This window comes from Paraburkholderia sp. PREW-6R (genome assembly GCF_039621805.1).
Lineage (GTDB): Bacteria > Pseudomonadota > Gammaproteobacteria > Burkholderiales > Burkholderiaceae > Paraburkholderia.
On the sequence record NZ_CP155073.1, the window covers coordinates 2,866,763 to 2,879,457 of the forward strand.

Below are 12,695 nucleotides of genomic sequence, written 5' to 3' on the forward strand. Positions count from 1 at the left end.
GTCAACGGTGCTGAAAGCCGAGCCGACGTCACTACTTGGACCGGTGGTGCCGTCAATAGCATTTGCTTGAGTCAGTGCGTAGCTTGGGCCCGTGACGGCACCCGTAGTGGCGTTAAAGGTAGCTCCGCCACCAAGGGCTGTGACGACAGGCTGCAGTTGACTAACATTGACGGCGTCAGACGCTCCCAAACCCGCATTAAGCCCAGAAAACAATACGCCCGTCGTACCATTGGTAAGCGTCGCCATATAGGCGGTTCCACTGTTTGCGCCTGGGATGAAGACCAACCTACGCTGGGTAGTGCTAGCAATGATGTCCGTACCGGCGTGACCCATGCCGTTAAAATCGTCCCTTCCGAGAACGTTCCCCGCAAGGTCACGGGTGGTCCAAGAAGAACAGTTAGATGCGGTTCCGGAATACGTGTAGTTGTACGCACCGGTACTAGTAGCTGCACAAAAATCGGCCCATGCCATGCCGGGCAGCGAGAGACCGGCAACGCCTGCGACAACACTGCCTAACGCAACGATGACCGTGCGACTTGACTTCGTCTTGCCTCGCGCGACGGCATTTTCCTGCACTGCCACCCAAGATCCAGATGATTCGTTCCAGACGGATCTATAAATCTTATTCACAAAGCACTCCTAAAAATATATGGATAGTTCGTTCGAGAACTTGAGGGTCCACCGACGGATAGACGCGAACGCGCCACGGTGCACCGGTTAGTCAAGTGCCTCGTTTAAAAATTAAATGGGAAAAGAATGCGCTCCGCAGTCGCGGGTGTTGGCTCTGATTTCCGGATGACAGACAAGTACCGGAATGAACCCAGCGATTTGAAATCTGAAACTTGCCGCTCTGCTCAATCCATAACCGATTTTATTGTGAGATAAACGGGCGGCACATCGGACGACTCCCAATTGCTCTTAGAGTAAGTCGCAATAGCGGAGACGCCGTTTTGAAACGAATCAGAACATTCTGATTTTCGACAAGAGACCTAGCACAACTGACCTTCACTCATGCATAAACAGGATTAGCCGAGTTAGAGCTCGCTAACGCACAGATTTGCCGACCGCTGTCGCATCAATCTCGGCAAATCTGAGAGTAGCTCTGCTGGGCTAAACGCCAGCGCAAATTAGCGAACAAATACGTTTCGACCGTCGCGACTGCGCATCGTGAAAAAATGTGACGAGTCATTTGTCGTGAATTGAACGAAACTGGGATCAAACGAATTGGCTAGCAAGCGTCGGATGCGTCGACCGGGTAGATACCAAACTTCCGCCGTCAGTCAAAGGATTAACTAGCCGAGGGCGCTTCGGCTTCCGGGCCCCCCGTTTATATCTAGCGAAGCGTTGGCCCTCGGATTTGGGAAGTACAACTGCGGTGTAGATCGAATCGCTCAGAGACAGGTGCATGGATTCCCTACGCGCGGAAGTTCGCGAGGAAGGCCGGTCCCTTACTCGTAAGTGCTGCTCCGCGCGTCGGCCTAAAACCGCGATAGTCACGTTCGGACGCGATTCGTAAAAGAATCTGATCGTGCCGAGCGGCGCGCGCATCTGACCGACCTAGATATCGCTTGGCCGATATTTAAGATTGCTGATTTTGCGGATCGAACTGTCCAGCGCGGTGACTTGCCGCAATTTTGGACCACCGTCTTCACCGCTTTGTCCGACAGTGTCAAGCATCGCCGACGCTTCCGCCCGGCACTGTGCAAACGGTCGGAGACCTGAAAATCCGTGTAGTTGGAAATGTCGCAACCGTGTCCGGAATGAGCCACTACACACCGGCCTTCGGCATCAACGCAACGAGTTACGCGTTCACCGATCTCTACGTTCGGCGCGGCAACACATGGCGTGTCGCGTCCTCGCGTACGGTACGCGAGGCAACGACGTAGATGAGCGCACTGTCCGCAGTCGTCATCCACGATACAAACAAAAAGAGGCGCGAATATTTCGCGCCTCTTTGCTTTTCCAGACCGCCCGGCCTGACTGAATTTAATGCGTCGTCGCCGTCACGCGCGACTCGCTATCCTCATCTGCCCCCGCATCCACCGCTTCCCCTTCCTCTTTCGCTTCGGCGAGCAATTTAGCCGCCACGCTCGCCGTAATCCGCCGATGCGGCACGCCCCGTGCATCGAGTGCAATGACCTGATACAACTCGCGGTCGCATTCCACTTCGCGCTCGTAGGATTCACACGTCTCCAGCAGCAACTCCAGCAACGCTTTCTGCTCGCGTCTGTCAGCGCTCGTGAGCGCAGGAGTCCTGCATATCGAGGCCGCGAGAGTCGCCAGCCGGTTGAGTTGGCTCAACTGCCGTTCGCAGGAGCCGAAGGCGGACAACGCGAGTTTTTCGTACTGCAAAGCGTCGACGGGCGGCCGCGACTCGGTTTTCATGTTCTTTCTGGTTTTGCTCATGCTGCGATCTCCCTAGGACCTTATAGGTTCGCCCGACACTCGCTTGCAAGGTGGGTGAGCGGGCACGTAGCGGGTTGACAGACCGGGTCAGAAACAAAACCGGCGAGCCTTGCGGCTCCCCACCACGTCCCGCCCATTGATATAGACGTGCAGAGGCAGACGCACGCCCCGCCTGAGCGGGTGTGCGGTTTCTGACACAGGCTGTCAAACCTGACCACTGGTCAAAGCCAGCAGTCCAAGAATTATAAGTCAGCCCGAGCCACGAAACCTGTCCCAATAAAGGCCGTGAGCCATGTTAGCCATTAGGCCTAGGACGATCATTCAGCGCTAGGAAAAGCAAAAAGGGCAGTCCGCTGCACGCAGCAAACTGCCCCATCTCATGAGCCGCAAAAAAACATAAGAGCCGCAAGCGCCGCAAAAAAAGCGCAGCCCCGGACCCGATCCTAAAACGGCTTAATCACCACCAACGCCACTGCCGCCAACATCCCCAGCACCGGCAGTTCGTTGAACATCCGATACCACTTGTCCGAGCGACGGTTCTCCCCGCGCTCGAACGTGCGCAGCAGCACGCCGCAATAAGCGTGATAAATCAGCAGCAACACGACGACGCCGACCTTCGCGTGAATCCAGCCCTGCCCGCTGCCGATTCCGACCACCAGCCACAACCACAGACCACAAGCCAACGCGGGCACCGCAATAAACGTCATGAAACGGAACAGCTTGCGCGCCATGACGAGGAGCCGCGCCGTTGCCGCCGGCTCGGTTTCCATCGCCAGATTGACGAAAATGCGCGGCAGATAGAACAGGCCGGCGAACCAGGATGCAACCAGAACAATGTGAAACGTCTTGATCCAAAGCATCAGCAATCCCCGCGTGCTACGTGGCGGCACGATGCGGCGCGCGCGCAGGCCGGAGGCACCGCTAACGCGTCCATCAACTGACGAGTCGCGCTCATTGCCGCCCCTCGCCGTGACCCAGCACGACATATTTCAACGACGTCAGCCCTTCCAGTCCCACGGGCCCGCGCGCATGCAGCTTGTCGTTCGAAATGCCGATCTCCGCGCCCAGACCGAATTCGAAGCCATCCGCAAACCGCGTGGACGCATTGACCATCACGCTCGCCGAATCGACCTCGCGCAGAAAGCGCATCGCGCGGTCGTGGTCTTCGGTCACGATCGCGTCAGTATGCTGCGAGCTGTAGGTGTTGATGTGCTCGATCGCGGCGTCCAGATTGTCGACCACCTTGATCGCCAGCACCGGCGCGAGATACTCGGTGCGCCAGTCTTCTTCGGTGGCATCGACGAGCGGCCCCACGCCCGCATCGGCCAGCACCGCGCGCGCCGCCGCATCCACGCGCAGCTCGACTTCCTTGTTGCGATACAGCTTGCCGAGCGGCGGCAACACTTGCGCGGCGATATCGCGCGCGACCAGCAGCGTTTCCATCGTATTGCAGGTGCCGTAGCGGTGCGTCTTCGCGTTGTCGCAGACGGTCAGCGCCTTCGCCAGATCCGCGCGGTCGTCCACGTACACGTGGCAGATGCCGTCGAGATGCTTGATCATCGGCACGCGCGCTTCGTTCATCAGCCGCTCGATCAGGCTCTTGCCGCCGCGCGGCACGATCACGTCGACGTGTTCTGTCATCGTGATCAGTTTGCCGACCGCGGCGCGGTCCGACGTGGCCACCACCTGTACGGCGTCCTGCGGCAAACCGGCCGCTTCCAGCCCTTCGCCGATCAGCTTCGCCAACGCGGTGTTGCATTCGAGCGCTTCGGAACCGCCGCGCAGAATCGTCGCGTTGCCCGATTTGAGACACAGCGCGGCGGCGTCGATGGTCACGTTCGGACGCGACTCGTAGATGATCCCGATCACGCCGAGCGGCACGCGCATCTGACCGACCTGGATACCACTCGGCCGATATTTGAGATTGCTGATCTCGCCGATCGGATCGGCCAGCGCGGCAACTTGCCGCAAACCTTCGACCATCGTCTTCAGCGCTTTGTCCGACAGCGTCAAGCGGTCGATGAACGCCGCGTCGTGCCCTTTCTCGCGTGCTTTGGCGACATCGCGCGCATTGGCCTCCTTCAGCGTGGCGGCGTCGCGCTCGATCGCCCCGGCGACGGCGGCCAGCGCCGCATTTTTTGCCGCCGTCGACGCCCGTGCCATCGCCCGCGATGCTTGGCGGGCGCGTCGGCCGAGGTCGGTCATGTACTGGTCGATATCCATGGTGATTCTCGTGGTGCCGCGCACGGTCGAGTGCGGCGGACAGACAGAATAAACAAACGTGAACGATTGTAAGGCGGGCAAAGAGGCTTTGCTTGCTTGCGGCGACGGCCACCGCCAACGGCGCGGAATAGATGCGAGCCAGCGGCCGTTCAGCCAGGCCTGCGCACCGACGACGCCGACGGCGCCGATGCGGCCGGCGTGCCCGCCCGAGGTCGCGACGGCGACGGCGACGGCGCAGCGGCCGTTTTCGGCGCCGCGACCGTCATAGCCAGCTCGAACAGGCCGTCCCAGGGATCGGGCGGTGGATCATGGCGATGATTACCCGGCGTGCCGCCCGACAATCCCTTCACCTGCCGGTCGAGCCGCGCCGCCAGTGCAAGCGCCTTTTCCAGCCCGCTTTCCGTGACACGCGAAAGCGCCGGTCCGATCAGCCGTTCACGCGGACCCCACACGCGGTTCTCGCGCACCAGCACCGCGAGCGGCTTGCCTGCGGCGACGCCGCGCTTGATCCGCAACAGCGTGCGCACTTCTTCGACGACTGCCCACAGCACCAGCACGGCCGCCTCGCCTTCGCCGCGCAAGCCGTCGAGCATGCGCGACAGACGGCCGACATCGCCGGCCAGCATCGCTTCGTTCAACTTGAAAACGTCGTAACGGGCGACGTTGAGCACCGCGTCGTGAATCTGTTCAAAGCTGAGCGAGCCCGCCGGATACAGCAGCCCGAGCTTCTGGATTTCCTGATGCGCTGCGAGCAGATTGCCTTCCACACGCTCGGCGATAAACGCCAGCGCGCGCCGGCCTTCGTCGCCGGCTGCCACGCGCTGATTCTGCGCGGCGAGCCGCTGGCCTACCCAATTCGGCAACTGCGCGCGCTCGACCGGCTCGATCTTCAACGCAACCCCCGCGTCGGACAATGCCGAAAACCACGCCGACTTCTGCGTGGCTGCGTCGAGGCGCGGCAGCGTGATCATTGTGAGCACGTCGTCGTTGACGGCCGACGCGAGCGCTTTCAGCGCTTCCGCGCCTTCCTTGCCGGGCTTGCCCGACGGAATGCGCAATTCGACCAGTTGACGGTCACCGAATAGCGACATCGACTGGCTCGCACCGAGCAGCGAACTCCAGTCGAAACTGCGCTCGACCGTGAACACCGATCGGTCGGTGAAGCCAGCCGCGCGCGCCGCCGCACGGATGCGGTCGCTCGCTTCCTGCGCGAGCAGATGCTCGTCGCCGTACACGACGTACAGGCCAGCGAGACCTTTGGCGAGATGCGCTTCGAGCGCGTCAAGTCGCAGTTGCATGGCTACCGATCGGTGAAGTGGAGCACGGGTTCACAGCGGCGGCGGCGGCAACGGCCCACCCGGCGCAACCGCCGGCGCGCCCTGACCCGGCGCCGGATGCAACGACTTCACGATGGAAAGACGCCGCGTGAGCTGGTCGATCGCATCGTTTTCCATGTCGGCGAACAGAATGTCCGACTCTGCCACCTTCGCCTGCGAGTACTGATCGCTGTACGTCATTGCGCGGTTCAGCGCGATCACGCTCGGCGGAATCAGCACGGTGCCGTCCTTGCCGACCAGCGAGTAGTTCATGGTGAGATTCAGCTGATACTCTTCGACCACGCCAAGGGTATTCAGCGTCAGCGTACCGATGCCGCGCGCCTCGGAAATCTGCAAGGTCGCGTCGGCGTTCGCCACCGTGTTGACCACCACGGTATCGCTGCCGCCTTGCACCATGCGCGTGAGCCGCGCGCCCGCCGCCTGGGAGCCGCCGGCGATATACAGGCGTTTGAATGCATAGTCCTGCTGGCCGCGCAGCTGGAAGCCGCACGCGCTGAGCATCGACACGCTGCATGCGAGCGTCAAAAACAATCTGCGAGTCACATGGGCTCCTGGTTCGCAGTGGATTCCGTATGGAGGACAGCGGCCGCCGCGCACAGCGACGGCGTGCTGTCCGCTGTCATGTTGCCAACGGTGATACCGGTGATCAAACGACCACGTTCACGAGGCGGCCCGGCACCACGATGATCTTCTTCGGCACCTTGCCTTCGCTGAACTTGGCGACTATCTCATGGCCGGCCGTGAGCTGTTCGATCGATTCACGCGATGCGTCTTTCGCAACCGTGATCGCGCCGCGGACCTTGCCGTTCACCTGCAGCACGAGTTCGATTTCCGACTGCTCCAGCGCTTTTTCGTCGACCTTCGGCCACGGCGCGTCGAGCAGCGAGCCGAATTCGTCGGCGTAACCGAGTTCCTGCCAGAGCTGAAACGTGAGGTGCGGCACGACCGGATACAGCACGCGCAGCATCACGCCATATGTTTCGTGCAGCACGGCCGGCTGAGCGCCCTTCGCGCTGTCGAGCGCATTGAGCATCTTCATGGCCGCCGACACCACCGTGTTGTACTGCAAGCGCTGATAGTCGAAGTTGGCCTGCTTGAGCACCGTGTAAATCTCGCGGCGCAGCGTTTTTTCGACGTCGCTCAGGTTCGCGGCGTCGAACTTGCCGTCCGCTTTGCCACCCGAGCGCAGCGCGGCTTCGTTCGCCTGACCGAAGCTCCACACGCGGCGCAGGAAGCGGCTCGCACCTTCCACGCCCGAACCGGACCACTCGAGCTGCTGCTCGGGCGGAGCCGCGAACATCACGAACAGACGCGCGGTGTCCGCGCCATGCTGATCGATCAGCAATTGCGGATCGACGCCGTTGTTCTTCGACTTCGACATCTTCTCGACGCCGCCGAGCACGACCGGCTGGCCGTCCGCATTCAGCACGGCACCGACCGGGCGGCCCTTGTCGTCGAACGACACGGTGACGTCGGCCGGGTTGTACCAGGTTTTCTTGCCCGCTTCGTTTTCGCGGTAGTACGTCTCGTTGAGCACCATGCCCTGCGTGAGCAGGTTCTTCGCCGGCTCGCCGAAGTTGACGAGGCCCAGATCGCGCATCACCTTCGCCCAGAACCGCGAGTACAACAGGTGCAGGATCGCGTGTTCGATCCCGCCGATGTACTGGTCCATCGGCGCCCAATAGTCGGTGCGCGCGTCGACCATGGTTTTCGCGTCCGGCGACGCATAGCGATAGAAGTACCAGGACGAATCGACGAACGTGTCCATGGTGTCGGTTTCGCGCTTCGCCGCGCCGCCGCAGGTCGGGCAGGTGCAATTCACGAACGCTTCCGACTTCGCGAGCGGGTTGCCCGTGCCGTCCGGCACGAGGTCTTCGGGCAGCACCACCGGCAGATCTTTTTCCGGCACCGGCACGTCACCGCACGTCGGGCAATGGATGATCGGAATCGGCGTGCCCCAGTAACGCTGGCGCGACACGCCCCAGTCACGCAGACGCCACGTGATCTGCTTGTCGCCGAGGCCGAGTTCCTTCAGGTCTGCCGCGATCTGGTCGACGGCCGCCTCATACGCGAGGCCGTCGTACTTGCCGCTGTTGACCAGCGTGCCGACTTTCTCGCCGTACCACTCCTGCCAGGCTTGCGTCGAGTACTCCTTGCCTTCGACGGCCACCACCTGTTTGATTGGCAGCCCGTATTTTTTCGCGAACGCAAAGTCGCGTTCGTCGTGCGCCGGCACGCCCATGACCGCGCCTTCGCCGTAGCTCATGAGCACGTAGTTGCCGATCCACACTTCCACCTGTTCCTGCGTCAGCGGATGCGTGACGTAGAAGCCGGTGCCCATGCCCTTCTTTTCCATGGTCGCGACGTCGGCTTCGGCCACGCCGCCGCGCTTGCATTCTTCGATGAACGCCTGCAGCTCCGGCTTGTCCTGCGCGAGGCGTGTGGCAAGCGGATGCTCGGCGGCGACCGCGCAGAAAGTCACGCCCATGATCGTATCGGCGCGCGTGGTGAACACACGCAGCAGTTTCTGTTCGCCGTCGATTTCATACGGGAAACCGAAATTCACGCCGAAGCTCTTGCCGATCCAGTTCTGCTGCATGATCTTGACGCGCTCAGGCCAGCCGAGGCCTTCGAGGTCGTTCAGCAACTCGTCTGCGTACTGCGTGATGCGCATGTAGTACATCGGGATTTCGCGCTTTTCGACGAGCGCGCCCGAGCGCCAGCCGCGCCCGTCGATCACCTGCTCGTTGGCGAGCACGGTCTGGTCGACCGGGTCCCAGTTCACGGTGCCGGTTTTCTTGTACGCGATGCCCTTTTCCAGCATCTTCAGGAACAGCCACTGGTTCCACTTGTAATAGTCTGGGTTGCATGTGGCGATTTCGCGCGACCAGTCGATCGCGAGGCCCATCGACTGCATCTGCTTCTTCATGTAAGCGATGTTGTCGTAGGTCCATCGCGCGGGCGGCACGTTGTTGGCCATCGCGGCGTTTTCGGCCGGCATGCCGAACGCGTCCCAACCCATCGGCATCAGCACGTTGTAGCCGTTCATGCGCAGATAGCGGTACATCACGTCGTTGATCGTGTAGTTCCGCACGTGCCCCATATGCAGTTTGCCCGACGGATACGGCAGCATCGAGACGCAATAGAACTTGGGCTTGTCGGCGGTTTCCGTCGTCTTGTACGCGTCGATGGCGCGCCATTGCCCTTGCGCGGCGGATTCGACGTCGGAGGGAACGTATTTTTCGTGCATGGTGTGATGGGATCGCTGGGTTCGGTGCTTTCGCACCGGGCCTGGTGCTCTGCTGGATGAAATGACGTCGATTCCCCTTCTGCGGGGAAAGGGCTGATTATACCGTTCGCGGACGGGTGCGCCGCGCGGCGGCGGCGCTATGGCGCGGCCGGCGCTGCCATGGATGGCGGCGGCGGGTCGGTGACGAAGCCGATCTTTTCGAGCCCCGCCTGCTGGGCCGCGCCCATCACCTGGGCGATCATCTCGTAGCGCGTGGAGCGCTCGGCGCGTAGCTGGATTTCCGGCTGTTCGGCCTCTTTGCCCGCCTGCACGAACTGCGCGCGCATCTGGTCGAGCGTAATGGGCTTGCCGTTCCAGTAGAGCCGGCTGGCGGCGTCGATCGACAGCGAAATGGTGTGCGGCGTCTGACGCGCGGGCGCTGCCGCGACTTTCGGCAAATCGAGCCGGATCGCGTGCGTGAACAATGGCGCGGTAATGATGAAAATGACGAGCAGCACCAGCATGACATCGATCAACGGCGTCATGTTGATGTCGGCCATGGGCGCGGCCGCCTGCTTCTTTTCCAGTCCGCCGAATGCCATGTCGCCTCCTTCTGCCGCCGTTCGCGCGTTTAGTGAGCCGAGGCCTGAGGGTGCCGCGCGGGCGCCTGAGCCGGCCCGGCGGGTGCGCATACATAAGCGTGCAGATCGTGCGCGAAGCCGTCGAGTTCCTCCGACAACTGCCGCACGAGACGCCCCAGCACGTTGTACGCAAGCACGGCGGGAATCGCGACGACGAGGCCGAATGCCGTCATGATCAGCGCCTCGCCCACCGGCCCCGCGACGTTCTCGATCTGCGCCTGCCCGCTCGCCGCGATACTGCCGAGCGCGTGATAAATGCCCCATACCGTGCCGAGCAAGCCGACGAACGGCGCGGTGCTGCCCACCGACGCCAGCAGCACCTGCCCGAATTCGAGCCGCCGCTGCGACGCATTGAGCGCCTGGCGCAGCGCGCGCAGCACGCGTTCGCCGCGCTCGACGCGAGCGAGCAGCGCGCCGGGAATGTCCACCTCGGCCGCATGGAGCGCGGCCTCGGCAAGGGGCGTGAAGACGCGCTCGCGGTCGACGCGCTTTAACGCGGCGACGCCTTCAGTCAGCGTAGGCGCCTGCCAGAACTGCGACAGCGCCCGCGTGGCCTGCCGTTTGGCGCGCGTGAGAATCCAGCTTTTGACGATCAGAAAACACCAGCTGGCAATCGACATGGTCAGCAATACGTAAGCGACGCCATGCGTGATCGCGTCGCTGGTTTGCAGGTAATGGATGATGCCGCTGCTGCCTGCCATCTGACCTCGCCGCGAGAAAGTGTTTTCAGGGTTGCAAACGGAGCGCGAGTCGATCGCGCTGCCGCAACGCGCTGAGAACGGGTTAATGCAGGTTACCGCAGGCCGAGCACGTCCTGCATGTCGAAGAAGCCGGTTGGGCGGCCTTCGAGGAAACGTACAGCACGTAGCGCGCCCTGAGCGTAAGACAGGCGGCTCGCCGATTTGTGCGTAATTTCGATGCGCTCGCCGATGCCCGCGAACAGCACCGTATGGTCGCCGACGATGTCGCCGCCACGAATCGCCGAAAAGCCGATGGTGGACGGATCGCGCTCGCCGGTCACGCCTTCGCGGCTATAGACAGCGCAGTCGTCGAGCTTGCGGCCGAGCGCGTCGGCGATGACTTCGCCCATTGCCAATGCCGTGCCGGACGGCGCGTCGACCTTGTGACGGTGATGCGCTTCGATGATCTCGATGTCGTAGCCGGTCGCAAAGTGCTTTGCCGCGAATTCGAGCAGCTTCATGGTGACGTTCACGCCCACGCTCATGTTCGCCGCGAACACGAGGGCGATGCTGTCGGCCGCGGCGCGCAGTTGCGCCTTTTGCGCGTTGTCGAACCCGGTCGTGCCGATCACCATCTTCACGTTGTGACGCTGCGCCGCTTCCAGATGCATCAGCGTGCCCTCGGGACGGGTGAAGTCGATCAGATAGTCCGATTCAGCGAACACACGTTCGACGTCGTCCGTCAGCACGATGCCCGTCTGTTTGCCGAGGAACGCGCCGGCGTCCTGACCGAGTTGCGGGGAGCCTGCCCGGTCGAGCGCGCCGGACAGCGTGGCGTCAGGATCGTTGAGGACAGTTTCGATGAGCATGCGGCCCATACGGCCCGATGCGCCAGCAATGGCAATTTTCATGGCTACGACGGTTCGAAAAGGCTAGGCGGAAAAAACGCGGACAAAGAGCGGCGCACAGGAGCCAGCGCGAATGAGATGCGGCAGGCGGCATGACTGCGGCGGCGCATTCATCTGACGTGGCAGGCACGACAGGCGGTGTTCGCGCGCGAGGCGCCTATGGCGCGCGCAATAACGTGAAAGAACCACTTTACGCGACGACTCACACAAGCGGGACACTACCAGCCGTGACAACCCAAGCCGGGCCACTGCACGTTGCAGCGCCCTGCCCTGACACCGACAGCATTATCAGCCGCCTGTTCCCGACGTAGCCGGCGGAGCAGTCAACGGCGCGTTAAGCGTCGGGCTGCTGCTTTGCGGGCCCGTGGGTCCAACCGGATTGCTGTTGTCCGTGCCCGGATTCGGCGGCGGCGGCGGACGGTGGAACTGGATCTGCGGCTGCCCGCCCGACGTCGGGCCTTGCGGCGGAATGCCGCCCGCGTTGGGCGTCGGGGCGCTAGGCACGGCGGAGCGCGTGTTGCTCGGCGTCAACTGCACGGCGTTGGTTGCGCGATTGGCGGCCTGCGCGGCCTCCGCATTGGCGTCCGTGGACGGCGCGGCGGCCGCGGCAGCGCCGTCGACCGACGGCGAGCGCGTGGTGTCGACCGTCGGCGTGGCCGGAGCCGACGCGGCGCTGACGCTGCTCGACGCCGTTGCCGCGCTCGACGCGACCGGCACAGAAGCCTTCTTGCCGCTCTTGTCGCCGTCGATTTCAGCAAGCAGTTCGAGGTTCGAAGGCAGGTCTTCGCCGCCCGACCAGCTGGCGAGGCGATCGCCCACGAAGTTCACCACGAAGTCGCGCTGTTGAACGACGTTAGTCGAGCCGCGCTTGAAATAGAACACGTAGTCCCAGCGATCCGCATGGAACATGTCGGTCAGCAGCGGCGTGCCGAGCACTTGTTTGACCTGCGCGCGCGACATCCCAACCTGCATCTGTGCTGCGGCTTCCTTCGAGACGAAATTGCCTTGCACTACCGTGATCCGGTAGGGCGTGATGCTTTGGGCAATACGCTGCGTCAGGCTGTCGTAAGTGGAACATCCGGCAAGAACCGCGACAGTCGCAACAGCGATCAAGGTACCCCGCATGCGGCTCCCCCGGTAGATCAATTGAGATTTTGAAATCATTTCACTCACCGTGCGGGCCCGCTGACGAGCCGCGCGAGTTTCATTCCATCGAAGATGACCAGAACGGCAAAAACACATTACTATGAGAGCCCAGCATTGTACTCTAG

At 62.3% G+C, this 12,695-nt stretch carries 11 protein-coding genes and 2 pseudogenes; 1 reads left to right on the forward strand and 12 read right to left on the reverse strand.

Annotation, left to right across the window (positions count from 1 at the left end; all coding sequences use genetic code 11):
• Nucleotides 1-111 precede the first annotated feature (111 nt).
• Nucleotides 112-471, reverse strand: a pseudogene (locus AAGS40_RS12530) (hypothetical protein); the annotation flags it as partial.
• A 1,017-nt stretch (nucleotides 472-1,488) separates the two neighbouring features.
• Nucleotides 1,489-1,673, reverse strand: a pseudogene (locus tag AAGS40_RS12535) (gamma-glutamyl-phosphate reductase); the annotation flags it as partial.
• On the opposite strand from AAGS40_RS12535, the gene AAGS40_RS12540 reads away from it, so the two are divergent.
• Nucleotides 1,635-1,886, forward strand: a complete 252-nt coding sequence (locus AAGS40_RS12540) for a nuclear transport factor 2 family protein (protein WP_345811737.1) — start codon at nucleotides 1,635-1,637, stop codon at nucleotides 1,884-1,886. The pseudogene AAGS40_RS12535 and the gene AAGS40_RS12540 overlap by 39 nt on opposite strands.
• Before the next feature lie 100 nt (nucleotides 1,887-1,986).
• Here the strand turns inward: AAGS40_RS12540 and AAGS40_RS12545 are convergent, their stop codons facing one another.
• The 10 genes from AAGS40_RS12545 to AAGS40_RS12590 form a co-directional block, all read right to left on the reverse strand.
• On the reverse strand, nucleotides 1,987-2,406 hold the full coding sequence (locus AAGS40_RS12545) for a hypothetical protein (protein ID WP_345811738.1): 420 nt from the start codon (nucleotides 2,404-2,406) through the stop codon (nucleotides 1,987-1,989).
• 443 nt (nucleotides 2,407-2,849) lie between these two features.
• The gene (locus tag AAGS40_RS12550; RefSeq protein ID WP_345811739.1) at nucleotides 2,850-3,266 is read right to left on the reverse strand and encodes a CopD family protein; all 417 of its coding nucleotides are present in this window, start codon (nucleotides 3,264-3,266) and stop codon (nucleotides 2,850-2,852) included.
• Between the two features lie 91 nt (nucleotides 3,267-3,357).
• Nucleotides 3,358-4,629, reverse strand: coding sequence for a glutamate-5-semialdehyde dehydrogenase (locus AAGS40_RS12555; protein WP_345811740.1), 1,272 nt, complete (start codon nucleotides 4,627-4,629; stop codon nucleotides 3,358-3,360).
• Nucleotides 4,630-4,778: 149 nt separating this feature from the next.
• Nucleotides 4,779-5,927: a DNA polymerase III subunit delta gene (gene holA / locus AAGS40_RS12560; protein WP_345811741.1), complete on the reverse strand. Its 1,149-nt coding sequence runs from the start codon at nucleotides 5,925-5,927 to the stop codon at nucleotides 4,779-4,781.
• Between the two features lie 30 nt (nucleotides 5,928-5,957).
• Nucleotides 5,958-6,509 (reverse strand): LPS assembly lipoprotein LptE, encoded by a 552-nt coding sequence (gene lptE, locus AAGS40_RS12565; RefSeq protein WP_345811742.1) that lies wholly within the window; start codon nucleotides 6,507-6,509, stop codon nucleotides 5,958-5,960.
• Between the two features lie 103 nt (nucleotides 6,510-6,612).
• Nucleotides 6,613-9,216 (reverse strand): leucine--tRNA ligase, encoded by a 2,604-nt coding sequence (gene leuS / locus AAGS40_RS12570; RefSeq protein WP_345811743.1) that lies wholly within the window; start codon nucleotides 9,214-9,216, stop codon nucleotides 6,613-6,615.
• Between the two features lie 137 nt (nucleotides 9,217-9,353).
• Nucleotides 9,354-9,797: a biopolymer transporter ExbD gene (locus AAGS40_RS12575; RefSeq protein WP_345811744.1), complete on the reverse strand. Its 444-nt coding sequence runs from the start codon at nucleotides 9,795-9,797 to the stop codon at nucleotides 9,354-9,356.
• Between the two features lie 29 nt (nucleotides 9,798-9,826).
• Nucleotides 9,827-10,537: a MotA/TolQ/ExbB proton channel family protein gene (locus tag AAGS40_RS12580; RefSeq protein WP_345811745.1), complete on the reverse strand. Its 711-nt coding sequence runs from the start codon at nucleotides 10,535-10,537 to the stop codon at nucleotides 9,827-9,829.
• Nucleotides 10,538-10,629: 92 nt separating this feature from the next.
• Complete coding sequence (dapB, locus tag AAGS40_RS12585) at nucleotides 10,630-11,427, reverse strand: 4-hydroxy-tetrahydrodipicolinate reductase (RefSeq protein WP_345811746.1); 798 nt, start codon at nucleotides 11,425-11,427, stop codon at nucleotides 10,630-10,632.
• 285 nt (nucleotides 11,428-11,712) lie between these two features.
• The gene (locus AAGS40_RS12590) at nucleotides 11,713-12,549 is read right to left on the reverse strand and encodes an outer membrane protein assembly factor BamE (protein ID WP_345811747.1); all 837 of its coding nucleotides are present in this window, start codon (nucleotides 12,547-12,549) and stop codon (nucleotides 11,713-11,715) included.
• Nucleotides 12,550-12,695: the final 146 nt, after the last annotated feature.